This is a genomic window from Nonomuraea sp. SBT364, assembly GCF_001083785.1.
Lineage (GTDB): Bacteria > Actinomycetota > Actinomycetes > Streptosporangiales > Streptosporangiaceae > Nonomuraea.
Map to the genome: position 1 here is coordinate 1 of NZ_LAVL01000138.1, position 21,891 is coordinate 21,891.

The 21,891-nt window shown below is 66.7% G+C and carries 27 protein-coding genes; all 27 read right to left on the minus strand.

The features are described 5' to 3' along the window. Positions 1–280: 280 nt before the first annotated feature. Positions 281–736, minus strand: coding sequence for a 50S ribosomal protein L15 (gene rplO / locus ADY59_RS36860; RefSeq protein ID WP_049572665.1), 456 nt, complete (start codon positions 734–736; stop codon positions 281–283). A gap of 2 nt (positions 737–738) precedes the next feature. Beyond that, a complete protein-coding gene (gene rpmD / locus ADY59_RS36865; protein ID WP_049572666.1) occupies positions 739–921 on the minus strand; it encodes a 50S ribosomal protein L30 in 183 nt (60 codons plus the stop codon). Between the two features lie 2 nt (positions 922–923). After that, positions 924–1,553 (minus strand): 30S ribosomal protein S5, encoded by a 630-nt coding sequence (gene rpsE, locus ADY59_RS36870; protein WP_049572667.1) that lies wholly within the window; start codon positions 1,551–1,553, stop codon positions 924–926. Positions 1,554–1,578: 25 nt separating this feature from the next. After that, a complete protein-coding gene (gene rplR, locus ADY59_RS36875) occupies positions 1,579–1,962 on the minus strand; it encodes a 50S ribosomal protein L18 (protein WP_049572670.1) in 384 nt (127 codons plus the stop codon). 2 nt (positions 1,963–1,964) lie between these two features. Next, positions 1,965–2,507, minus strand: coding sequence for a 50S ribosomal protein L6 (rplF, locus tag ADY59_RS36880; RefSeq protein ID WP_049572673.1), 543 nt, complete (start codon positions 2,505–2,507; stop codon positions 1,965–1,967). Positions 2,508–2,523: 16 nt separating this feature from the next. Then, positions 2,524–2,922 (minus strand): 30S ribosomal protein S8, encoded by a 399-nt coding sequence (gene rpsH, locus ADY59_RS36885; protein WP_049572677.1) that lies wholly within the window; start codon positions 2,920–2,922, stop codon positions 2,524–2,526. 182 nt (positions 2,923–3,104) lie between these two features. Beyond that, positions 3,105–3,290, minus strand: coding sequence for a type Z 30S ribosomal protein S14 (locus tag ADY59_RS36890; protein WP_020542298.1), 186 nt, complete (start codon positions 3,288–3,290; stop codon positions 3,105–3,107). Between the two features lie 4 nt (positions 3,291–3,294). After that, entirely contained in the window at positions 3,295–3,870 is a 576-nt protein-coding gene (gene rplE / locus ADY59_RS36895) for a 50S ribosomal protein L5 (protein WP_049572681.1), read from the minus strand. Next, positions 3,870–4,169 (minus strand): 50S ribosomal protein L24, encoded by a 300-nt coding sequence (gene rplX / locus ADY59_RS36900; RefSeq protein WP_156325960.1) that lies wholly within the window; start codon positions 4,167–4,169, stop codon positions 3,870–3,872. Before rplX ends, rplE begins: the two co-directional genes overlap by 1 nt. Before the next feature lie 8 nt (positions 4,170–4,177). Beyond that, a complete protein-coding gene (rplN, locus tag ADY59_RS36905; RefSeq protein ID WP_026214151.1) occupies positions 4,178–4,549 on the minus strand; it encodes a 50S ribosomal protein L14 in 372 nt (123 codons plus the stop codon). Positions 4,550–4,738: 189 nt separating this feature from the next. Beyond that, positions 4,739–5,038, minus strand: a complete 300-nt coding sequence (rpsQ, locus tag ADY59_RS36910) for a 30S ribosomal protein S17 (protein WP_049572688.1) — start codon at positions 5,036–5,038, stop codon at positions 4,739–4,741. Further along, positions 5,031–5,267, minus strand: coding sequence for a 50S ribosomal protein L29 (gene rpmC, locus ADY59_RS36915; protein WP_049572733.1), 237 nt, complete (start codon positions 5,265–5,267; stop codon positions 5,031–5,033). Before rpmC ends, rpsQ begins: the two co-directional genes overlap by 8 nt. Beyond that, the gene (gene rplP, locus ADY59_RS36920; RefSeq protein WP_049572692.1) at positions 5,267–5,686 is read right to left on the minus strand and encodes a 50S ribosomal protein L16; all 420 of its coding nucleotides are present in this window, start codon (positions 5,684–5,686) and stop codon (positions 5,267–5,269) included. Before rplP ends, rpmC begins: the two co-directional genes overlap by 1 nt. A gap of 2 nt (positions 5,687–5,688) precedes the next feature. Beyond that, the gene (rpsC, locus tag ADY59_RS36925; RefSeq protein ID WP_049572695.1) at positions 5,689–6,555 is read right to left on the minus strand and encodes a 30S ribosomal protein S3; all 867 of its coding nucleotides are present in this window, start codon (positions 6,553–6,555) and stop codon (positions 5,689–5,691) included. After that, a complete protein-coding gene (rplV, locus tag ADY59_RS36930) occupies positions 6,555–6,908 on the minus strand; it encodes a 50S ribosomal protein L22 (RefSeq protein WP_049572697.1) in 354 nt (117 codons plus the stop codon). The genes rpsC and rplV overlap by 1 nt, the downstream gene beginning before the upstream one ends. A gap of 31 nt (positions 6,909–6,939) precedes the next feature. Then, entirely contained in the window at positions 6,940–7,218 is a 279-nt protein-coding gene (rpsS, locus tag ADY59_RS36935; RefSeq protein WP_049572698.1) for a 30S ribosomal protein S19, read from the minus strand. A gap of 11 nt (positions 7,219–7,229) precedes the next feature. Then, entirely contained in the window at positions 7,230–8,066 is an 837-nt protein-coding gene (rplB, locus tag ADY59_RS36940; RefSeq protein ID WP_049572701.1) for a 50S ribosomal protein L2, read from the minus strand. A gap of 104 nt (positions 8,067–8,170) precedes the next feature. Further along, positions 8,171–8,473: a 50S ribosomal protein L23 gene (gene rplW, locus ADY59_RS36945; RefSeq protein WP_049572705.1), complete on the minus strand. Its 303-nt coding sequence runs from the start codon at positions 8,471–8,473 to the stop codon at positions 8,171–8,173. Then, positions 8,473–9,120, minus strand: a complete 648-nt coding sequence (gene rplD, locus ADY59_RS36950) for a 50S ribosomal protein L4 (RefSeq protein ID WP_049572708.1) — start codon at positions 9,118–9,120, stop codon at positions 8,473–8,475. Before rplD ends, rplW begins: the two co-directional genes overlap by 1 nt. Next, complete coding sequence (gene rplC, locus ADY59_RS36955) at positions 9,117–9,770, minus strand: 50S ribosomal protein L3 (RefSeq protein WP_049572709.1); 654 nt, start codon at positions 9,768–9,770, stop codon at positions 9,117–9,119. The genes rplD and rplC overlap by 4 nt, the downstream gene beginning before the upstream one ends. A 14-nt stretch (positions 9,771–9,784) precedes the next feature. Beyond that, positions 9,785–10,093, minus strand: coding sequence for a 30S ribosomal protein S10 (gene rpsJ / locus ADY59_RS36960; RefSeq protein ID WP_030912931.1), 309 nt, complete (start codon positions 10,091–10,093; stop codon positions 9,785–9,787). A gap of 282 nt (positions 10,094–10,375) precedes the next feature. Beyond that, complete coding sequence (gene tuf, locus ADY59_RS36965) at positions 10,376–11,569, minus strand: elongation factor Tu (protein WP_049572712.1); 1,194 nt, start codon at positions 11,567–11,569, stop codon at positions 10,376–10,378. Between the two features lie 110 nt (positions 11,570–11,679). Further along, positions 11,680–13,728, minus strand: coding sequence for an elongation factor G (gene fusA, locus ADY59_RS36970; protein ID WP_049572736.1), 2,049 nt, complete (start codon positions 13,726–13,728; stop codon positions 11,680–11,682). Positions 13,729–13,818: 90 nt separating this feature from the next. Continuing rightward, on the minus strand, positions 13,819–14,289 hold the full coding sequence (gene rpsG, locus ADY59_RS36975) for a 30S ribosomal protein S7 (protein WP_043623423.1): 471 nt from the start codon (positions 14,287–14,289) through the stop codon (positions 13,819–13,821). 2 nt (positions 14,290–14,291) lie between these two features. Next, on the minus strand, positions 14,292–14,666 hold the full coding sequence (gene rpsL, locus ADY59_RS36980) for a 30S ribosomal protein S12 (protein WP_049572713.1): 375 nt from the start codon (positions 14,664–14,666) through the stop codon (positions 14,292–14,294). Between the two features lie 944 nt (positions 14,667–15,610). Beyond that, the gene (locus ADY59_RS36985; protein WP_049572727.1) at positions 15,611–19,486 is read right to left on the minus strand and encodes a DNA-directed RNA polymerase subunit beta'; all 3,876 of its coding nucleotides are present in this window, start codon (positions 19,484–19,486) and stop codon (positions 15,611–15,613) included. A gap of 14 nt (positions 19,487–19,500) precedes the next feature. Continuing rightward, the coding region (gene rpoB, locus ADY59_RS36990) for a DNA-directed RNA polymerase subunit beta (RefSeq protein WP_049572730.1) at positions 19,501–21,891 on the minus strand (2,391 nt) is incomplete at its 5' end.

Here is a 21,891-nt window from a genome sequence, read left to right on the forward strand (position 1 = left end):
GGAGTCGGAAGAACCGAGCCGAGCCGGAAAAGCGCGATGATGCCCAGCGTGAAGAGCAACTTCTTGCGCAGGTCCGGCGTCCGGAACGCCCGGGTAAACGCGGTCAGCACGGTCCCTCCTGCGCGCCTCTAAGGCGATGTGAGTATGCGATGGTGCGGGGATCTGCCATCTGAAGTCTCATGTCAACATCCAGCAGGACAGTATCCTGCCGTCTCGCGAACTCTAACGCACTACACGCGTGGGGGCCCATTGTCAGAACCCCCACGCGTCGTAATTGCACTTACAGCTCGGTAACGGAGCCACCGGCAGCGGCGATCTTCTCCTTCGCGGCGGACGAGAAGGCGTGTGCCTGCACGTTCACCGCGACCGAGATCTCCCCGGTGCCCAGCACCTTGACCGGCTGGTTCTTGCGGACAGCGCCCCTGGCCACCAGCGCCTCGACGGTGACGTCGCCACCCTCGGGGAACAGCTCGCCGAGCCGGTCCAGGTTGACGACCTGGTAGGTCGTCTTGAACATGGCGTTGGAGAAGCCCTTGAGCTTCGGCAGACGCCTCTGCAGCGGCACCTGGCCACCCTCGAAACCGAGGGGGACCGTCGTACGGGCGTGGCTGCCCTTGGTGCCGCGACCAGCGGTCTTGCCCTTCGACGCCTCGCCGCGACCCTTGCGGATCTTCGACTTGTTGGCGCCGGGAGCGGGACGCAGGTCGTGAATCTTGAGCGGAGCCTTGTCAGTCATGACTAGTCGACCTCTTCCACCACGACGAGGTGCGTCACCACGGAGACCATGCCGCGAATCTCGGGCCGGTCCTCCTTGACGACGACGTCGCCGATTCGCTTCAGGCCAAGCGAACGCAGCGAGTCACGCTGGTTCTGCTTGCCACCGATCTTCGAGCGAACCTGAGTGATCTTCAGGCGTGCCATGACTAGCTCACCGCCTTCGCGGCCGCTGCCTCGGCGATGCCCTCGCGCTGAGCCTTGAGCATCCGGGCCGGGGCCACGTCCTCGATCGGCAGGCCACGGCGGGCGGCGATCTCCTCGGGCCGGGAAAGACCCTTCAGAGCCGCCACCGTGGCGTGCACGATGTTGATCGGGTTGTCCGAGCCGAGCGACTTGGACAGCACGTCGTGGATGCCGGCGCACTCCAGGACCGCGCGGACCGGGCCACCGGCGATGACGCCGGTACCGGCCGAGGCCGGACGCAGGAAGACGACACCGGCCGCCTCCTCGCCCTGCACCGTGTGCGGGATCGTGCCCTGGATCCGAGGCACCTTGAAGAAGTGCTTCTTCGCCTCTTCGACACCCTTGGCGATGGCCGCGGGGACTTCCTTGGCCTTGCCGTAGCCGACGCCGACCAGGCCGTTGCCGTCACCGACGACGACGAGGGCGGTGAAGCTGAAGCGACGACCACCCTTCACGACCTTGGCCACTCGGTTGATCTTCACTACGCGCTCGATGTACGAGACGCCCTTGTCAGCGGCGCCACCGCGGCGATCGTCACGACGGTCCCGCCGCTCGCCACCGGTGCCGCCACCGCGACGCGGAGCTGCAGCCATCAGTGGTTCCTCATCTCAGTTGCCATCAGAACTCGAGCCCGCCTTCGCGGGCGCTGTCCGCCAGAGCCGCGATGCGGCCGGCGTAGCGGTTGCCACCGCGGTCGAAGACGACCGCCGTGATCCCGGCTTCCTTGGCCCGCTGAGCGAGGAGCTCGCCGACCTTCTTGGCCTTCTCCGTCTTGTCCGCCTCGACCGTGCGCAGCGAGGCGTCCATGGTGGACGCGCTCACCAGCGTGTGGCCGACGGAGTCGTCCACGATCTGCACGAACAGGTGACGGGTCGAGCGGTTGACGACCAGGCGCGGACGCGCGGCCGTACCGACGACGTTCTTGCGGACGCGGCGGTGACGGCGGGCCCGCGAGACGGTGCGGGCAGCCGTGTGCTTGCCGAACGCAGTCTTCGGAGCCATGCCTACTTACCAGCCTTTCCGACCTTGCGGCGGATCTGTTCGCCCTGGTAGCGCACGCCCTTGCCCTTGTACGGGTCGGGCTTGCGCAGCTTGCGGATGTTGGCGGCGACCTCGCCGACCTTCTGCTTGTCGATGCCGTCCACGTGGAACAGCGTCGGCTTCTCGACGCGGAAGGTGACGCCCTCGGGGGCGTCGACGATGACCGGGTGGCTGAAGCCCAGCGAGAACTCCAGCTGCGCCGGGCCCTTGGCCTGGACGCGGTAACCGACGCCGACGATCTCCAGGGTCTTGGAGTAGCCCTGCGTGACGCCCTGCACCATGTTGGCGATCAGCGTCCGCGACAGGCCGTGCAGCGCACGGACCTTGTTCTCGTCGTTGGGTCGGGTGACGGCGATGGCGCCGTCGTCGTCGCGGCCCACCACGATGGGCTCGGCGACCGTGTGAGAAAGCGTGCCCTTCGGGCCCTTGACCTGGACATCCTGGCCGGTGATCGTGATGTCTACGCCACTGGGCACAGGGATGGGCAGCCGTCCGATTCTCGACATGCTGTGTTCCTCCCCTCTACCAGACGTAGGCGAGGACTTCCCCGCCCACGCCACGCTTGCCGGCCTGCTTGTCGGTCATGAGACCGGCTGACGTCGAGATGATCGCGACGCCCAGCCCTCCCAGAACTCGAGGCAGATTGTCCTTCTTCGCATAGACCCGCAGACCGGGCTTGGAAACCCGGCGCAGGCCCGAGAGCGACCGCTCACGGGTAGGCCCGAACTTGAGCTCCACCACGAGGTTCTTGCCAACCTTGGCGTCTTCGACGGTCCAAGCCTGGATGTAACCCTCCTGCTGGAGGATCTCGGCGATGTGCGCCTTGATCTTCGAGTACGGCATCGACACGCTGTCGTGGTACGCCGAGTTCGCATTACGCAGACGTGTGAGCATGTCTGCGATCGGGTCGGTCATCGTCATGGCCAGTGGCCTTCCTCGCCGCGGTTTCCAGTCGGCCAAGCTTCAGTGCTGCGCACTGCTCTGCCGGTGGACCTTCGGCGCGGTCGTGGGTGCTCTCTACGAGAGCCCCCTGGTTTTGACATTTACGGATATGTACGGCCGGGAGCCGCCCCGGGGGCGACAGGTGCCGCCCCCAAGGGTAACTACCAGCTGGACTTGGTGATGCCAGGCAGCTCGCCCCGGTGCGCCATCTCGCGGAAGCACACGCGGCACAGGCCGAACTTCCTGTAGACGGCGCGCGGACGACCGCAACGCGAGCAACGGGTGTAGGCCCGGACCTCGAACTTCTGCTTGCGCCCCGCCTTGGCGATCAGCGACTTCTTCGCCATTGGATCAGGCCTCCTTGAAAGGGAAGCCGAGGAGCTTGAGCAGCGCCCGGCCCTGGTCGTCGTTCTTCGCGGTGGTCACGACCGTGATGTCCATGCCCCGCGGCCGGTCGACCTTGTCCTGGTCGACCTCGTGGAACATGACCTGCTCGGTCAGACCGAAGGTGTAGTTGCCGTTGCCGTCGAACTGCTTCGGCGACAGGCCACGGAAGTCACGGATGCGGGGCAGCGCCAGCGACAGCAGCCTGTCGAGGAACTCCCACATGCGGTCGCCGCGAAGCGTGACGTGCGCGCCGATCGGCATGCCCTCACGCAGCTTGAACTGCGCGATGGACTTGCGCGCCCGGACGACGGCCGGCTTCTGGCCGGTGATCACGGTGAGGTCGCGAACGGCGCCCTCGATCAGCTTCGAGTCGCGGGCCGCCTCGCCGACACCCATGTTGACCTTGATCTTCACCAGGCCGGGGATCTGCATGACGTTCTCGATGCCGAACTGCTCGCGAAGCTGAGCCGCGATCTCCTCGCGGTACTTCGTCTTGAGGCGCGGCGTCGGGCGCTCGGTCTCGGTGGTCGTGGCAGTCATCAGCTGTCCTCACCCGTCTCGTCGGCCTTGTCAGCCTTCTTGTCGGCGGGCTTTTCGGCGGCCTTGTCTTCCTTGAGCTTCTTCACGTTGCTCACGTGAATAGGGCCCTCCATGGTCTGCACGCCGCCGGTCTTGGCGCCACGCGGACCCTGGTTGGTCTCCTTGCCGTGCTTCTTGATCATGTTGACGCCCTCGACCACCACGCGGTCCTCGCGCGGGAGAGTCGCGATCACATGACCCTTGGCACCCTTGTCCTTGCCGGCGATGACCTGGACCAGGTCACCCTTCTTCACATGCAGCTTCGGCATTACAGCACCTCCGGTGCGAGCGAGATGATGCGCATGAACTTCTTGTCGCGCAGCTCGCGGCCGACCGGGCCGAAGATACGAGTGCCACGAGGGTCACCGCTGTCCTTGATGATGACGGCGGCGTTCTCGTCGAAGCGGATGTAGGAGCCGTCGGGCCGGCGGCGCTCCTTGACCGTGCGGACGATGACGGCCTTGACCACATCGCCCTTCTTGACGCCCGTGCTGCCCGGCAGCGCGTCCTTGACAGTGGCGACGATGACGTCGCCGATACCGGCGTAGCGTCGGCCCGAGCCACCGAGAACACGGATGCAGAGAATCTCCTTGGCACCCGTGTTGTCGGCGACCTTGAGCCGCGACTCCTGCTGGATCACGTTGTACTCCTGTTAGTCGCGCCGGTTCTCATCGCTGAGCCTGGCGGAACCCATCGTTGTCTTGTTCCTCCGGCCACAACCCTCCGTAGAGGGCCGCACCGCAGGCGACGCGGGAGCGATGCTCCCGCGTCCTTGGACACCGTCATGGGGGCCCTGAGGCCCCCACGAGGCGCGGTATATCCGAGAGGGCTACTTGGCCTTCTCGAGGATCTCCACGACCCTCCACCGCTTGGTGGCGGAAAGGGGGCGGGTCTCCATCAGAAGCACGCGGTCGCCCACGCCACAGGCGTTGGACTCGTCGTGTGCCTTGTACTTGGTCGTACGGCGGATGACCTTGCCGTACAGACGGTGCTTGACGCGGTCCTCGACGGCGACGACGACGGTCTTGTCCATCTTGTCGCTGACGACCAGGCCCTCACGGACCTTGCGGAAGTTCCGCGACGTCGACTCGGTGGTCTCGGTGGTCTCGGTGGTCTCGGTCTCAGCCATCGCTCGACTCCTTCTCAACCGTGACGATGCCCAGCTCGCGCTCGCGCATCACGGTGTAGATACGGGCGATCTCGCGGCGGACGGCGCGCAGCCGCCCGTGGCTCTCCAACTGACCGGTCGCTGACTGGAAACGGAGGTTGAACAGCTCCTCCTTGGCTTCCTTGAGCTTCTGGACCAGGGTGTCCTGGTCCTCCACCCGCAGCTCGCCGGCGGTCAGGCCCTTAGCCATCACGCCTCACCAACTTCACGCTTAACGATCTTGCACTTCATGGGGAGCTTGTGAATCGCACGGGTGAGCGCCTCGCGGGCGATCGGCTCGGCGACACCCGAGAGCTCGAACATGACGCGGCCCGGCTTGACGTTGGCGATCCACCACTCGGGCGAACCCTTACCGGAACCCATGCGGGTCTCGGCAGGCTTCTTGGTGAGCGGACGGTCGGGGTAGATGTTGATCCACACCTTTCCGCCTCGCTTGATGTGACGGGTCATAGCAATACGAGCCGACTCGATCTGACGGTTGGTCACGTAAGAGTGCTCAATCGCCTGAATGCCGAACTCGCCGAACACGACCCTGGTGCCGCCCTTGGCGGCGCCGCTGCGGTCGGGCCGGTGCTGCTTGCGGTGCTTGACCCTGCGAGGGATCAGCATGGTCAGCTCCCTTCAGCACCCGGCTGCGCAGCCGGGCCGGTCTCGGGGGCAGCCTGGGAGGCCGCCTCAGTCCTGGGGGCGCGATCGCCACGGTCGCCGCCACGGCCGCCGCCGCCACCGCGGCGGGCGCCACCGGCGCCACCACCACGACGCGGACGGTCGCCGCCGCCACCACGACGGTCGTCACGCTCGCGACGCTGGCCGGCACGGGCGCCGGCAGCCGCCGCCTCGCGCTCGGCGCGGCTCGTCGCGGCCTCGCCCTTGTAGATCCACACCTTCACGCCGATGCGGCCGAAGGTGGTACGGGCCTCGTAGAAGCCGTAGTCGATGTCCGCGCGGAGCGTGTGCAGAGGCACCCGGCCCTCACGGTAGAACTCCGACCGCGACATCTCGGCGCCGCCCAGACGACCGGAGCACTGGACACGGATGCCCTTGGCGCCGCTCTTCATGGCCGACTGCATCGCCTTGCGCATGGCACGGCGGAACGAGACGCGGCTGGAGAGCTGCTCGGCGACACCCTGCGCGACGAGCTGGGCGTCGATCTCGGGGTTCTTCACCTCGAGGATGTTGAGCTGGACCTGCTTCTTGGTCAGCTTCTCCAGGTCACCGCGGATACGGTCGGCCTCCGCGCCGCGACGGCCGATGACGATGCCCGGCCGGGCGGTGTGGATGTCGACCTGGACGCGGTCGGTCGTGCGCTCGATCTCGACCTTGGAGATGCCGGCCCGCTCCATGCCCTTCTGCAGCATGCGGCGGATCGCCACGTCCTCGGCGACGTACGACTTGTACAGCTTGTCGGCGTACCACCGGCTCTTGAAGTCGGTCGTGATGCCGAGGCGGAACCCGTGCGGGTTAACCTTCTGGCCCACTATCGGGTCCTTCCCTTCGGCTCGCGGGACTCCACGATCACGGTGATGTGGCTCGTCCGCTTGTTGATCCGATAGGCACGACCCTGTGCGCGCGGACGGAACCGCTTCAGCGTCGGGCCCTCGTCGACCCACGCACGGCTCACGAAGAGCGTGCTGGGGTCGAGATCGAAGTTGTGCTCAGCGTTCGCCATGGCGCTGCTGAGAACCTTGTAGATCGGCTCGCTCGCCGACTGGGGAGCGAACTGCAGCACGGCCTGCGCCTCCGAAGCGGGCAGCCCGCGAATAAGGTCCACCACGCGGCGGGCCTTGAGGGGCGTGACACGGACGAACCGCGCCTGAGCCCTGGCTTCCATCGCTTACTCCTCTAAGTGCTTCTGAAGGCGTCTATCGCCGGCTGCGCCGGTCTTCCTTGACGTGGCTCCGGAACGTCCGCGTGGGGGCGAACTCTCCGAGCTTGTGGCCGATCATCGACTCGGTGACGAACACCGGGACGTGCTTGCGGCCGTCGTGCACGGCGATCGTGTGCCCGAGCATGTCGGGAACGATCATGGAGCGCCGCGACCACGTCTTGATGACGTTCTTGGTGCCCTTCTCGTTCTGGACGTCGACCTTCTTCTGAAGGTGCTCGTCCACGAAGGGACCCTTCTTAAGGCTACGTGGCATTTCGGCTGCTCCTACCGCTTCTTCCTCTTGCTGCGCCGACGGATGATCAGCCGGTCGCTGGCCTTGTTGGCCTGGCGGGTGCGGCCCTCGGGCTTACCCTTCGGGTTCACCGGGTGGCGACCACCGGAGGTCTTGCCCTCACCACCACCGTGCGGGTGGTCGACAGGGTTCATCGCGACACCGCGGACGGTGGGGCGCTTGCCCTTCCACCGCATACGGCCGGCCTTGCCCCAGTTGATGTTGGCCTGCTCGGCGTTGCCGACCTGGCCGACCGACGCGCGGCAACGCACGTCGACCATGCGCATCTCACCGGAGGGCATACGCAGCGTGGCGTACTGACCTTCCTTGGCGAGCAGCTGGATCTGAGCGCCCGCGGAACGGCCGAGCTTGGCGCCGCCGCCCGGACGGAGCTCCACCGCGTGGATGAAGGTACCGGTCGGGATGTTGCGCAGCGGCAGGCAGTTGCCCGGCTTGATGTCGGCCGCGGGGCCGTTCTCGATGCGGTCGCCCTGCTTGAGGCCGGTCGGCGCGATGATGTAGCGCTTCTCGCCGTCGGCGTAGTGCAGCAGAGCGATATTGGCGGTGCGGTTGGGGTCGTACTCGATGTGAGCGACCTTGGCCGGAATGCCGTCTTTGTCATGCCTACGGAAGTCGATGATCCGGTAGGCGCGCTTGTGACCGCCGCCCTGGTGGCGAGCGGTGACCCGGCCGTGTACGTTGCGGCCGCCCTTGCCATGAAGGGGTGCAAGCAGCGACTTCTCCGGCGTGCTGCGGGTGATCTCGGAGAAGTCCGAGACACTCGAACCGCGGCGACCCGGAGTCGTCGGCTTGTACTTACGGATGCCCATCTTTTTCGTTCATCCTCTGTCGGACCCCAGGTCCGAGGACCTGGGGTATCAATTTCGTGCGAAGCCCCCGGAAGGGCTCGCGGGAGGCGGGGCCTCCCGCGTGGTTAGCCGATCTGACCGAAGATGTCGATCCGATCGCCCTCGGCCAAGCTCACGATCGCGCGCTTGGTGTCGGGACGCTTACCGAAACCGGTGCGGGTGCGCTTGCGCTTGCCCTGCCGGTTGATCGTGTTCACGCTGGTGACCTTGACCCCGAAGATCTGCTCAACGGCGATCTTCACCTGGGTCTTGTTCGCGGTCTTGCGCACCAGGAACGTGTACTTGTTGTTCTCATCGATCAGGCCGTAGCTCTTCTCAGAGACGACCGGCTTGAGGATGATGTCGCGCGGGTCGGCGATCTTCTCCATCAGGCCTCTTCCTTCCCGCCCTGGCCCAGCCTGGCGACGACCTGGTCGTACGCCTCCTGGGTGAAGACCACGTCGTCGTGGACGAGCACGTCGTAGGTGTTGAGCTGACCGGAGTCCAGCAGGTGGACCTCGGGCGCGTTACGCAGGCTCAGCCAGGTCAGCTCGTCGGTCTCGTCGACGACGACGAGCACGGACTTGGCCTGGGTGATGGTACGCAGCGCCTGCAGGGCGGCCTTCGTCTTCGGCGTCTCGCCGGAGACCAGGCTGCTCACCACGTGCACGCGACCGCCGCCGGCCCTGTCGGACAGGGCCCCGCGCAGGGCGGCGACCTTCATCTTCTTGGGCGTGCGCTGCGAGTAGTCGCGAGGCACCGGGCCGTGGACGACGCCGCCGCCCGCGAACTGCGGCGCACGGGTCGAGCCCTGACGGGCGCGGCCGGTGCCCTTCTGCCGGTACGGCTTCTTGCCGCCGCCGGAGACCTCACCACGGGTCTTGGCCTTGTGCGTGCCCTGCCGGCGAGCGGCGAGCTGGGCCACGACCACCTGGTGGATCAGCGGAATGTTGACCTTCGCGCCGAAGATGTCCTCGGGCAGGTCGACGGTCCCGGTCTTCGCCCCGCTGGCGTCAAGGACGTCAATGGTGCTCACTTGGCAGCCCCCTTCTTGGCAGCGGTGCGAACGAGGACCAGACTGCCGTTGGCGCCGGGAATCGCACCCTTGATCAGGATGAGACCCTTCTCGGCGTCCACGGAATGAACCTTCAGGCTCTGCACGGTGGTGCGGACGTTACCCATCCGACCGGCCATGCGCAGACCCTTGAATACGCGTCCCGGGGTGGCGCAGCCACCGATGGAACCCGGCGACCGGTGCTTGCGCTGCGTACCGTGCGACGCGCCCAGACCACCGAAGCCGTGCCGCTTCATGACACCGGCGAAGCCCTTGCCCTTGCTCTTGCCCGTCACGTCGACGAACTGGCCGGCTTCGAAGGTGTCGGCCAGCAGCTCCTGGCCGAGGGTGTAGTCGCTCGCGTCGTCGGTGCGGATTTCCGCGAAGTAACGGCGCGGGGTGATGTCGTGCTTACGCAGGTAGTCGCCGAGCGGCTTGTTGACCTTCCGGGGGTCGACCTGCCCGAAGCCGAGCTGAACGGCCGAGTAGCCGTCCTTGTCAGCGGTGCGGACGCGGGTCACCACGCACGGACCGGCCTCGACCACGGTCACCGGGACCATCCGGTTGTCCGCGTCGAAGACCTGGGTCATGCCGAGCTTCTTGCCCAGGACGCCCTTGATCGTCTTAGCCATGTCAGTGCGTTCCCTCAGAGCTTGATCGAAATGTCGACGCCCGCGGGGAGGTCGAGCCGCATGAGCGAGTCAACCGTCTTGGGGGTCGGATCGATGATGTCAATCAGCCGCTTGTGCGTGCGCATCTCGAAGTGCTCGCGGCTGTCCTTGTACTTGTGCGGCGAACGGATGACGCAGTACACGTTCTTCTCGGTCGGCAGCGGCACCGGGCCTGCGACCTTCGCGCCAGTCCGCGTCACCGTCTCGACGATCTTCTTGGCCGAAACGTCGATGACCTCGTGGTCATAGGCCTTAAGCCGGATGCGGATCTTCTGTCCCGCCATAGTGGCCTCGGTGTCCTTCGCTGTCGTCTGAAAAAGTATCGTGCGGCAGGATGCCGCTGGTGGTGCGATGCTCCACGAGACAGACGCAGTCGATCTGCCTTTTTCTTCCGTGATCCGGCAGTAACTTCGGTCACTGGGCTACTTCGGTCACTGGGCCGAAGTGACTGCTGGATCACGGCTGTGCCGTGGAGCCGGGGAGCGGAGCCCGTACGGACTCTGTTCCCCTGTCGTGGTTCGGCGGCCGGCCCCTGTGCGGGGGCCGACCGCCGCCCCGCGGTCTAGCTACTTGAGGATCTTCGTGACCCGACCGGCGCCGACGGTGCGGCCACCCTCACGGATCGCGAACTTGAGGCCTTCCTCCATGGCGATGGGCTGGATCAGCTCAACGCGCATTTCGGTGTTGTCGCCCGGCATGACCATCTCGGTGCCCTCGGGGAGGTTCACCACGCCGGTCACGTCCGTCGTACGGAAGTAGAACTGCGGGCGGTAGTTGTTGAAGAACGGCGTGTGGCGGCCGCCCTCGTCCTTGGACAGGATGTAGACCTGGCCGTTGAACTCGGTGTGCGGGGTCGTCGTGCCCGGCTTGATGATGCACTGGCCGCGCTCGACGTCGTCACGCTTGATGCCACGGAGGAGCAGCGCGGCGTTGTCACCGGCGTGGCCCTCGTCGAGCATCTTGTTGAACATCTCGATGCTGGTGACGGTGGTGGTCGTCTTCTCGGTCTTGATGCCGATGATGTCGACCTGCTCGTTCACCTTGACGATGCCGCGCTCGATACGACCGGTGACGACGGTGCCGCGACCGGTGATCGAGAAGACGTCCTCGACCGGCATGAGGAACGGCTTCTCCGTCTCACGCGGGGGCTCGGGGACGTTCTCGTCGACGGCGTTCATCAGCTCGATGATGCTGTCGGCCCACTTCTCGTCGCCCTCAAGAGCCTTGAGCGCGGAGACGCGGACGACCGGCAGGTCGTCGCCGGGGAACTCCTGAGCGGACAGGAGCTCGCGAACCTCGAGCTCGACGAGCTCCAGGATCTCCTCGTCGTCCACCATGTCGGCCTTGTTCAGCGCCACGACGATGTAGGGGACGCCGACCTGGCGGGCCAGGAGGACGTGCTCCTTCGTCTGCGGCATCGGGCCGTCGGTGGCGGCGACCACGAGGATCGCGCCGTCCATCTGAGCGGCACCGGTGATCATGTTCTTCACGTAGTCGGCGTGACCGGGGCAGTCCACGTGGGCGTAGTGGCGCTTCTCGGTCTGGTACTCGACGTGCGCGATGGAGATCGTGATGCCGCGGGCCTTCTCCTCGGGCGCCTTGTCGATCTTGTCGAACGGGGTCGCCGCGTTCAGGTCCGGGTAACGGTCGTGGAGCACCTTGGTGATCGCCGCGGTCAGTGTGGTCTTACCGTGGTCGATATGCCCAATGGTGCCGATGTTCATGTGCGGCTTGTTCCGCTCGAACTTGGCCTTGCCCACTGGTTCTCTCCTTGAGAATCTGACTGACTTTCGTCATACACACTCGGGCCCGGGTGATCCCGAACCCCTAGGCGGCGGGACGGCTCGCACCGTCCCGCCAGGGACCGGAACTATTCGCCCCGGGCCTTCGCGACGATCTCCTTGGCGATGCCCGGGGGCACCTCCGAGTAGGAGTCGAACTGCATGCTGTAGCTCGCGCGCCCCTGCGTCTTGCTACGCAGGTCACCCACGTAGCCGAACATCTCAGACAGCGGCACGAGCGCCTTGACGACGCGGGCGCCGGCCCGCTCGTCCATGGCCTGGATCTGCCCGCGACGACCGTTGAGGTCACCGATGACATCACCCATGTAGTCCTCGGGCGTGGTGACCTCGACGGCCATCATCGGCTCGAGGAGCACGGCGTCAGCCTTACGCGCGGCCTCCTTGAACGCCATCGAACCGGCGATCTTGAAGGCCATTTCCGAGGAGTCGACGTCGTGCGCGGCACCGTCGGTCAGCGTCACCTTCACGCCCACCATCGGGTAGCCGGCCAGCACACCGAACTCGGCGGCCTCCTGCGCGCCCGCGTCGACCGACGGGATGTACTCCCGCGGCACACGGCCACCGGTGACCTTGTTCTCGAACTCGTAGCCGTCGTTGCCCTCACCCAGCGGCTCGACGTTGATGATCACCCGCGCGAACTGACCGGAACCACCGGTCTGCTTCTTGTGGGTGTAGTCGACCTTCTCCACCTTGCGGCGGATGGTCTCCCGGTAGGCGACCTGAGGACGACCGACGTTGGCCTCGACCTTGAACTCGCGACGCATACGGTCGACGAGGATCTCCAGGTGAAGCTCGCCCATGCCCCAGATGACCGTCTGGCCGGTCTCCTCGTCACGACGGACCTGGAAGGACGGGTCCTCCTCGGCCAGCCGCTGGATCGCGGTCGACAGCTTCTCCTGGTCACCCTTGGTCTTGGGCTCGATGGCGACGTTGATGACCGGAGCCGGGAACGTCATCGACTCGAGCACGACCTGGTGGGTCGGGTCGGACAGGGTGTCACCGGTGGTGGTGTCCTTCAGACCCATCACCGCGACGATCTGACCGGCGATCGCCGACGGCCGCTCTTCACGCTTGTTGGCGTGCATCTGGTAGATCTTGCCGATCCGCTCCTTCTTGCCCTTCACAGAGTTGATGACCTGTGAACCGGCCTCGAGCGTGCCCGAGTAGATGCGGATGTAGGTGATCTTGCCCAGGTGCGGGTCGCTGGCGATCTTGAAGGCCAGAGCGGAGAACGGCTCCGTCGGGTCCGCGTGACGCTCGACCGACTTGCTCTCGTCACCGACAGCGTGACCGGCGATGGCCGGGATGTCGGTCGGCGCGGGCAGGTAGGCGACGATCGCGTCGAGCAGGGGCTGCACGCCCTTGTTCTTGAACGCGGTGCCGCACAGAACCGGGTTGATGGCGCTGGCCAGCGTCGCGCGGCGCAGGGCCGCGACCAGCTGCTCCTCGGTGGGCTCGGTGCCCTCGAGGAAGAGCTCCATCAGCTCGTCGTCGTTCTCGGAGACGGTCTCGACCAGCTTGTCGCGCCACTCACGAGCCGCCTCGACGTGATCGGCCGGGATGTCGACGACGTCGTACATCTCGCCCTTGGCCGCCTCGGCGCTCCAGAGCAGGCCCTTCATCGTGATGAGGTCGATGACGCCCTTGAAGTCGGCCTCGACGCCCCACGGGAGCTGGATGACGGCCGGGGTCGCGGCCAACCGGCTGATCATCATCTCGACGCAGCGGTGGAACTCCGCGCCGACCCGGTCCATCTTGTTCACGAAGCAGATGCGGGGGACGTTGTAGCCGTCAGCCTGGCGCCACACCGTCTCCGACTGCGGCTCGACACCCGCCACACCGTCGAACACGGCGACGGCGCCGTCGAGCACGCGCAGCGAGCGCTCCACCTCGATGGTGAAGTCGACGTGCCCCGGGGTGTCGATGATGTTGATGGTGTGACCGGCCCACTCACAGGTCGTCGCGGCGGACGTGATCGTGATGCCGCGCTCCTGCTCCTGCTCCATCCAGTCCATGGTGGCTGCGCCCTCGTGGACTTCACCGATCTTGTAGTTGATACCGGTGTAGAACAGGATGCGCTCGGTCGTGGTGGTCTTGCCCGCGTCGATATGGGCCATGATCCCGATGTTGCGGACCTTGGCCAGGTCAAGAGCGGTCGTGGTGGCCACTTTCTTCGCGTCCTCGTCGTCTCGTCGAACCCGCCGGGGTTACCAGCGGTAGTGGGCGAAGGCCTTGTTGGACTCGGCCATCTTGTGGGTGTCCTCGCGCTTCTTCACGCTCGCCCCGAGGCCGTTGCTGGCGTCGAGGAGCTCGTTCATCAGGCGCTCGGTCATGGTCTTCTCGCGGCGGGCCCGGGAGTACTGCACGAGCCAGCGCAGGGCCAGGGTGGTGCTGCGCGCGGCGCGCACCTCGACCGGCACCTGGTAGGTCGCGCCACCGACACGGCGGCTGCGGACCTCGAGGGTCGGCTTGACGTTGTCAAGCGCGCGCTTGAGGGTGACGACCGGGTCGTTGCCGGTCTTCTCCCTGCAGCCCTCGAGTGCGCCGTAGACGATCGACTGCGCGATGGAGCGCTTGCCGTCCAGGAGCACCTTGTTGATGAGGGCGGTGACCAGCGGCGAACTGTAAACCGGGTCAGACATGAGCTGACGACGGCCAGGAGAACCCTTGCGAGGCATAGTTAGCTCTTCTCCCTCTTCGCGCCGTAACGGCTACGGGCCTGCTTGCGGTTGCGGACACCCTGGGTGTCGAGCGAGCCGCGGATGATCTTGTAGCGAACACCCGGCAGGTCCTTCACACGACCGCCACGCACGAGCACGATGGAGTGCTCCTGCAGGTTGTGACCCACACCGGGGATGTAGGCCGTGACCTCGATGCCGTTGGTGAGCCGCACACGGGCCACCTTGCGCAGTGCCGAGTTGGGCTTCTTCGGGGTCGTGGTGTAGACGCGCTGGCAAACGCCGCGCCGCTGCGGACTCCCCTTGAGGGCAGGAGTCTTGGTCTTGGAGACCTTGTCCTGCCGGCCCTTGCGGACCAACTGCTGAATAGTGGGCACTGCCACTCCGTTTCGTGCCTTGGCCGGTGTTACGTCAGTTGTGCGAATCCACAGGTTCTGCCGGTGTCATGACCTGCGGATTGTCCCCGCTCCCGCGCCCCCGCGCTCGGGCGTGTCGCGCTGTCCGCACAGACACATCCACGAAAGCTTCGAGCCAGGAAGCCGTCTGGCGCTCCTCTGATATGAGCGCACAGCCGAGAGCCCGCAAAGCTACGGGCACGATGGTCTAGGTTACCAGGCCCGCCCGACACGTCAAAACGGCGCGAGTCGCTTGTGGGGGCGTCTCGCATCCGCTTTGTGCGGCCCGTCTCGTGGCCGCTGCTCCGCCGACCATGATATAGCCCCTCCCCCGTGCTCAACCCCAAAACCCTCTTCTTTTCGGGCCGACAGTCCCACCCCTGGAACCAGGGACCTTTCCGCCGCAAGCCCACGCCCCCGTACGACCGAGCCCCTCACCCCAGGCCCTCAGGGGCGCCACCACGTACGCACGGAGAGCCGACCCCCCGGAGCACGGGCGTGCCCACTGCCGAGCGTACGGGGCACAGCGCATGGCCTGCGGGGGACAAACCGCCGGAGCACGGCCCACCACCTCCGGGGGGCGAACTGTCGTAGCACCGCCCCCTCCGGGGACAAACCGCCGGGGCCCGCCGCCCCGACGACCTGGCCGCGCACGCCGTCAGGGCGCCGGCCGAGCGGACCGGGCAGGAGAGCCCCGACGAGGTGGTGCTCGGCGCCCATCCACTCCCCTGGGCCAACCAGCGGGGGCGCATTCCGTCTGGGCAAGCTGTCGGGGCCGGGACGTTGAGCGTCCATCCGGGGAGCGCGGCCGCGGTGCCCTTCAAGAGGGGGTGTGCAACCTCACACTCGTGGACGCTCCCGGGAGAACAGGAGCGCCCGGGTCCCTCGCGACGAGAGACCCGGGCGCTTGCCTGTGCCGGTGGTGGTTACCGGTTGTACTGACCGAAGTCGTACTCCTCCAGCGGGACGGCCTCGCCGCTGCCGGTGCCGAAGGTGTAGTCGGCCGCGGAGCCGTCGTAGCCGCCGACCGTGTACATGGCGGCCTTGGCCTCCTCGGTCGGCTCGACCCGGATGTTGCGGTACTGGGGCATGCCCGTACCGGCCGGGATGAGCTTACCGATGATGACGTTCTCCTTCAGGCCCAGGAGCGAGTCGGACTTGGCGTGGATCGCCGCGTCCGTCAGGACCCTGGTCGTCTCCTGGAAGGAGGCCGCCGACAGCCACGACTCGGTGGCGAGCGACGCCTTGGTGATGCCCATGAGCACCGGACGGCCGGCGGCGGGAGCGCCGCTCTCCGCGACAGTCTCACGGTTCATCTGCTCGAAGCGCGGACGCTCGACGAGCTCGCCGGGCAGCAGGTCGGTGTCACCGGACTCGAGCACGTTCACGCGCTTGAGCATCTGCCGCACGATGATCTCGATGTGCTTGTCGTGGATCGACACACCCTGCGACCGGTAGACCTGCTGGACCTCGGCCACCAGGTGCAGCTGCACGGCGCGCGGGCCGAGGATGCGCAGCACCTCGTTGGGGTTGACGGCGCCGGCGACCAGCTGCTGGCCGACCGACACGCGCGAGCCCTCGGAGACCAGCAGCCGCGACCGCATGGAGACCGGGTAGGCGATCTCCTCGGAGCCGTCGTCGGGCGTGATGACGATCTTGCGAGACTTGTCGGTCTCGTCGATCCGGGCCCGGCCCTCCGCCTCGGAGATCGGGGCGACACCCTTGGGGATGCGCGCCTCGAACAGCTCCTGGACTCGGGGCAGACCGTGGGTGATGTCGGCGCCGGCCACACCACCGGTGTGGAAGGTCCGCATCGTCAGCTGGGTGCCGGGCTCGCCGATCGACTGGGCGGCGATGATGCCGACCGCCTCGCCGACGTCCACGAGCTTGCCGGTGGCCAGCGAGCGGCCGTAGCAGGTCGCGCAGACACCGATCTTGGCCTCGCAGACGAGCGCGCTGCGGGTGCGGACGGTCTCGACGCCGGCCTCGACCAGCGCGGTGACGTGGATGTCGTTGATGTCGACACCCGCCGCCGCGATGACCTTGCCGTCGACCTCGACGTCCTCGGCCAGGATGCGGCCGTGCACGTTGGACTCGGCGTTCTCGGCCTTGACCAGGTTGCCCGACGCGTCGCGCTCGCCGACGTGCAGCGGGACGGCGCGGTCGGTGCCGCAGTCGATCTCACGGACGATGACGTCCTGCGCGACGTCCACCAGACGACGGGTCAGGTAACCCGAGTCGGCGGTACGCAGGGCGGTGTCGGCCAGACCCTTCCGCTGTCCGTGGGTGGAGATGAAGTATTCCAGCACCGACAGGCCCTCGCGGAACGAGGCCTTGATCGGCCGCGGGATCGTCTCACCCTTGGTGTTGGACACCAGGCCGCGGATGCCGGCGATCTGACGCACCTGCATCTTGTTACCGCGGGCGCCGGAGTTGACCATCATCCAGACCGGGTTGGTCGCCGGGAAGGCGTTGACCATGTCGGTCTCGACGTCGGCCGTGGCGTGGGTCCAGATCTCGATGAGCTCCTGACGGCGCTCCTCGTCGGTGATCAGACCGCGCTCGTACTCACGCTGCACCTTGTCGGCGCGGCGCTCGTAGTTCTCCATGATGTCCTGCTTGTTGGGCGGCGCGACGACGTCGTCGATCGAGATCGTGACGCCGGAGCGGGTCGCCCAGCGGAAGCCGGCGTCCTTGAGCGCGTCGAGCGAGTTGGCCACCTCGACCTTGGGGTAGGTCTCGGCCAGCTCGTTGACGATCGTGGACAGCTGCTTCTTGCCGACCTGGAAGTTGACGAACGGGTACGACGCGGGCAGCGTCTGGTTGAACAGGCACCGGCCGAACGTCGTCTCCAGGCGGATCGGGTCGCCCTGCTCCCAGCCCTCGGGGGCCACCCAGTCACGCGGCGGCAGGACGTCCTTGACCCGGATCTGGATCTTCGCCTGGATCTCCAGCTCGCGGCGGTCGAAGGCCATCTGCGCCTCGGCGATGGAGCCGAAGACCCGGCCCTCGCCCTCCGCGCCCTCCTTCATGGTCGTCAGCCAGTAGAGGCCGATGACCATGTCTTGGGTGGGCATGGTGACGGGCTTGCCGTCGGCCGGCTTGAGGATGTTGTTGGTCGAGAGCATCAGGATGCGTGCCTCGGCCTGGGCCTCAGCCGACAGCGGCAGGTGCACGGCCATCTGGTCGCCGTCGAAGTCCGCGTTGAAGGCGGTGCAGACGAGCGGGTGGATCTGGATGGCCTTGCCCTCGACGAGCTGCGGCTCGAACGCCTGGATGCCCAGACGGTGGAGCGTGGGCGCGCGGTTGAGCAGCACCGGGTGCTCGGTGATGACCTCTTCGAGCACGTCCCACACCACGGGGCGGGCGCGCTCGACCATCCGCTTGGCCGACTTGATGTTCTGCGCGTGGTTGAGGTCCACGAGCCTCTTCATCACGAACGGCTTGAACAGCTCCAGCGCCATCTGCTTGGGCAGGCCGCACTGGTGCAGCTTGAGCTGCGGGCCGACGACGATGACCGAACGGCCGGAGTAGTCGACTCGCTTGCCCAGCAGGTTCTGGCGGAACCGGCCCTGCTTGCCCTTCAGCATGTCGCTGAGGGACTTGAGCGGGCGGTTGCCGGGGCCGGTGACCGGGCGGCCGCGACGGCCGTTGTCGAACAGCGCGTCGACGGCCTCCTGCAGCATCCGCTTCTCGTTGTTCACGATGATCTCGGGCGCGCCGAGGTCGAGAAGCCGCTTGAGGCGGTTGTTGCGGTTGATGACCCGGCGGTAGAGGTCGTTCAGGTCGGAGGTGGCGAAGCGGCCACCGTCGAGCTGAACCATCGGCCGCAGGTCCGGCGGGATCACCGGGATGCAGTCGAGGACCATGCCGCGCGGCGAGTTGGTGGTGTTGAGGAACGCCGAGACCACCTTGAGCCGCTTGAGCGCACGGGCCTTCTTCTGGCCCTTGCCGCTGCGGATGGTCTCGCGCAGGTTTTCGGACTCGACGTCGAGGTCGAAGCTGATCAGGCGGTCCTGGATCGCCTGCGCGCCCATGCCGCCCTTGAAGTAGCGGCCGAAGCGGTCACGCATCTCGCGGTAGAGCAGCTCGTCGCCCTCGAGGTCCTGGACCTTGAGGTTCTTGAAGCGGCTCCAGACCTCCTCGAGCCGGTCCAGCTCACGCTGGGCCCGGTCGCGGAGCTGACGCATCTCGCGCTCGGCGCCCTCACGAACCTTGCGGCGCTGGTCGCCCTTGGCGCCGGCGGCCTCCAGCTCGGCGAGGTCGCCTTCGAGCTTCTTCTGCCTGGCCTCGACATCGGCGTCACGCCGCTGCTCGATGTGCTGCCGCTCGACGGAGATCTTCGCCTCCAGCGACGGCAGGTCACGCTCGCGCATCTCGGTGTCGACCTGCGTGATCATGTACGCCGCGAAGTAGATGACCTTCTCCAGGTCCTTCGGGGCGAGGTCGAGCAGGTAGCCCAGACGCGACGGGACACCCTTGAAGTACCAGATGTGGGTGACCGGCGCGGCCAGCTCGATGTGGCCCATCCGCTCACGGCGCACCTTGGCGCGCGTGACCTCGACGCCACAGCGCTCACAGATGATGCCCTTGAAGCGGACGCGCTTGTACTTGCCGCAGTAGCACTCCCAGTCGCGGGTCGGACCGAAGATCTTCTCGCAGAAGAGCCCGTCCTTTTCCGGCTTGAGGGTGCGGTAGTTGATGGTCTCGGGCTTCTTGACCTCGCCGTGCGACCACTGACGGATGTCGTCGGCCGTCGCCAGCCCGATCCGAAGCTCGTCGAAGAAGTTGACGTCCAGCATTCGTGCGATCCCCCTCAGACTTCTTCCACGCTGCTCGGCTCACGCCGGGACAGATCGATACCGAGCTCCTCCGCCGCGCGGAAGACGTCCTCGTCGGTGTCGCGCATCTCGATGGACATGCCGTCGCTGGAGAGCACCTCGACGTTGAGGCAGAGCGACTGCATTTCCTTGATGAGGACCTTGAAGGACTCGGGGATTCCCGGCTCGGGGATGTTCTCGCCCTTGACGATGGCCTCGTAGACCTTCACACGGCCGAGGACGTCGTCGGACTTGATCGTCAGGAGCTCCTGCAGGGCGTAGGCGGCGCCGTACGCCTCCAGCGCCCACACCTCCATCTCACCGAAGCGCTGGCCGCCGAACTGGGCCTTACCGCCGAGCGGCTGCTGGGTGATCATGGAGTACGGGCCGGTCGACCGGGCGTGGATCTTGTCATCGACCAGGTGGAGGAGCTTGAGGATGTAGATGTAGCCGACCGAGATCGGATACGGGAACGGCTCGCCGGAACGGCCGTCGAACAGTCGCGCCTTGCCGCTCTGCTGCACCATCCGGTCGCCGTCGCGGTTGGGGATGGTGTTGTCGAGCAGCCCGACGATCTCTTCCTCGTGGGCGCCGTCGAAGACCGGGGTGGCCATGTTGGTGCGCGGGTCGACAGTGCCGAAGCCCTTGTCGCGCAGCCTCTCGGCCCAGGCCTCCTGGACACCGGTGATGTCCCAGCCCCGGGCGGCGATCCACCCCAGGTGGGTCTCCAGCACCTGGCCGACGTTCATCCGGCCGGGCACGCCCAGCGGGTTGAGGATGATGTCGACCGGGGTGCCGTCCTCCAGGAACGGCATGTCCTCGACCGGCAGGATCTTGGAGATGACGCCCTTGTTGCCGTGACGGCCGGCCAGCTTGTCACCGTCGGTGATCTTACGCTTCTGGGCCACGTAGACGCGGACCAGCTCGTTGACACCGGGGGGAAGCTCGTCGCCCTCCTCGCGGCTGAACACGCGGACGCCGATGACCTTGCCCTGCTCGCCGTGCGGCACCTTGAGGGAGGTGTCGCGGACCTCGCGGGCCTTCTCACCGAAGATCGCGCGCAGCAGCCGCTCCTCCGGCGTCAGCTCGGTCTCGCCCTTGGGCGTGACCTTGCCGACGAGGATGTCACCGGGGACGACCTCGGCGCCGATGCGGATGATGCCGCGCTCGTCGAGGTCGGCCAGCACCTCTTCGGAGACGTTCGGGATGTCCCGGGTGATCTCCTCGGGGCCCAGCTTGGTGTCACGGGCGTCGACCTCGTGCTCCTCGATGTGGATCGAGGACAGGACGTCGTCCTGGACCAGCCGCTGGGACAGGATGATGGCGTCTTCGTAGTTGTGGCCCTCCCACGGCATGAACGCCACCAGGAGGTTCTTGCCCAGCGCCATCTCGCCCTTGTCGGTGCAGGGGCCGTCGGCGATGACCTGGTTGACCTCGATGCGGTCGCCCTCGGCCACGATGGGCTTCTGGTTGAACGAGGTGCCCTGGTTGGAGCGCTTGAACTTGGCGACCCGGTAGGTCGTCCGCGTGCCGTCGTCGTTCATGACGGTGACGTAGTCGGCGGAGACCTCCTCGACCACGCCGGCCTTCTCGGCGCTGATGACGTCACCGGCGTCGGTCGCGGCACGGTATTCCATGCCGGTGCCGACCAGCGGCGCCTCGCTCTTGAGCAGCGGCACCGACTGGCGCTGCATGTTGGAGCCCATGAGCGCGCGGTTGGCGTCGTCGTGCTCCAGGAAGGGGATCATCGCGGTGGCGACCGACACCATCTGGCGCGGCGACACGTCGATGTAGTCGACTTCCTCGGCACGGGCGAGCTCGGTCTCGCCGCCCTTGGTGCGAACCAGGACGCGGGACTCGGCGAACGACCCGTCGGCGTTGAGCACCGTGTTGGCCTGCGCCTTGACGAAGCGGTCTTCCTCGTCGGCGGTCAGGTAGTCGATCTGGTCGGTCACCTTGCCGTCGACGACCTTGCGGTAAGGCGTCTCGACGAAGCCGAAGGCGTTGATCCGGCCGTAGGAGGCCAGCGAGCCGATCAGGCCGATGTTGGGGCCTTCAGGGGTCTCGATCGGGCACATCCGGCCGTAGTGGGACGGGTGCACGTCACGGACCTCGAAGCCGGCCCGCTCACGCGACAGACCACCGGGGCCGAGCGCGGACAGACGCCGCTTGTGCGTCAGGCCGGCCAGCGGGTTGGTCTGGTCCATGAACTGCGACAGCTGCGAGGTGCCGAAGAACTCCCGGATCGACGCGACGACCGGGCGGATGTTGATCAGGGTCTGCGGCGTGATCGCCTCGACGTCCTGCGTCGTCATGCGCTCACGCACGACGCGCTCCATCCGGGCCAGGCCCAGGCGGACCTGGTTCTGGATGAGCTCGCCGACGCT

What these genes read in the sequence shown, in the direction of transcription:
- rplO (WP_049572665.1), bottom strand. Translation starts at nt 736, where the DNA reads ATGACTGACAAGGCTCCGCTCAAGATTCACGACCTGCGTCCCGCTCCC.
- rpmD (WP_049572666.1), bottom strand. Translation starts at nt 921, where the DNA reads ATGGCACGCCTGAAGATCACTCAGGTTCGCTCGAAGATCGGTGGCAAG.
- rpsE (WP_049572667.1), bottom strand. Translation starts at nt 1,553, where the DNA reads ATGGCTGCAGCTCCGCGTCGCGGTGGCGGCACCGGTGGCGAGCGGCGG.
- rplR (WP_049572670.1), bottom strand. Translation starts at nt 1,962, where the DNA reads ATGGCTCCGAAGACTGCGTTCGGCAAGCACACGGCTGCCCGCACCGTC.
- rplF (WP_049572673.1), bottom strand. Translation starts at nt 2,507, where the DNA reads ATGTCGAGAATCGGACGGCTGCCCATCCCTGTGCCCAGTGGCGTAGAC.
- rpsH (WP_049572677.1), bottom strand. Translation starts at nt 2,922, where the DNA reads ATGACGATGACCGACCCGATCGCAGACATGCTCACACGTCTGCGTAAT.
- ADY59_RS36890 (WP_020542298.1), bottom strand. Translation starts at nt 3,290, where the DNA reads ATGGCGAAGAAGTCGCTGATCGCCAAGGCGGGGCGCAAGCAGAAGTTC.
- rplE (WP_049572681.1), bottom strand. Translation starts at nt 3,870, where the DNA reads ATGACTGCCACGACCACCGAGACCGAGCGCCCGACGCCGCGCCTCAAG.
- rpsQ (WP_049572688.1), bottom strand. Translation starts at nt 5,038, where the DNA reads ATGGCTGAGACCGAGACCACCGAGACCACCGAGACCACCGAGTCGACG.
- rpmC (WP_049572733.1), bottom strand. Translation starts at nt 5,267, where the DNA reads ATGGCTAAGGGCCTGACCGCCGGCGAGCTGCGGGTGGAGGACCAGGAC.
- rplP (WP_049572692.1), bottom strand. Translation starts at nt 5,686, where the DNA reads ATGCTGATCCCTCGCAGGGTCAAGCACCGCAAGCAGCACCGGCCCGAC.
- rplV (WP_049572697.1), bottom strand. Translation starts at nt 6,908, where the DNA reads ATGGAAGCCAGGGCTCAGGCGCGGTTCGTCCGTGTCACGCCCCTCAAG.
- rpsS (WP_049572698.1), bottom strand. Translation starts at nt 7,218, where the DNA reads ATGCCACGTAGCCTTAAGAAGGGTCCCTTCGTGGACGAGCACCTTCAG.
- rplB (WP_049572701.1), bottom strand. Translation starts at nt 8,066, where the DNA reads ATGGGCATCCGTAAGTACAAGCCGACGACTCCGGGTCGCCGCGGTTCG.
- rplW (WP_049572705.1), bottom strand. Translation starts at nt 8,473, where the DNA reads ATGGAGAAGATCGCCGACCCGCGCGACATCATCCTCAAGCCGGTCGTC.
- rplC (WP_049572709.1), bottom strand. Translation starts at nt 9,770, where the DNA reads ATGGCTAAGACGATCAAGGGCGTCCTGGGCAAGAAGCTCGGCATGACC.
- rpsJ (WP_030912931.1), bottom strand. Translation starts at nt 10,093, where the DNA reads ATGGCGGGACAGAAGATCCGCATCCGGCTTAAGGCCTATGACCACGAG.
- fusA (WP_049572736.1), bottom strand. Translation starts at nt 13,728, where the DNA reads ATGGCCCATATCGACGCGGGCAAGACCACCACGACCGAGCGCATCCTG.
- rpsG (WP_043623423.1), bottom strand. Translation starts at nt 14,289, where the DNA reads ATGCCTCGCAAGGGTTCTCCTGGCCGTCGTCAGCTCATGTCTGACCCG.
- ADY59_RS36985 (WP_049572727.1), bottom strand. Translation starts at nt 19,486, where the DNA reads ATGCTGGACGTCAACTTCTTCGACGAGCTTCGGATCGGGCTGGCGACG.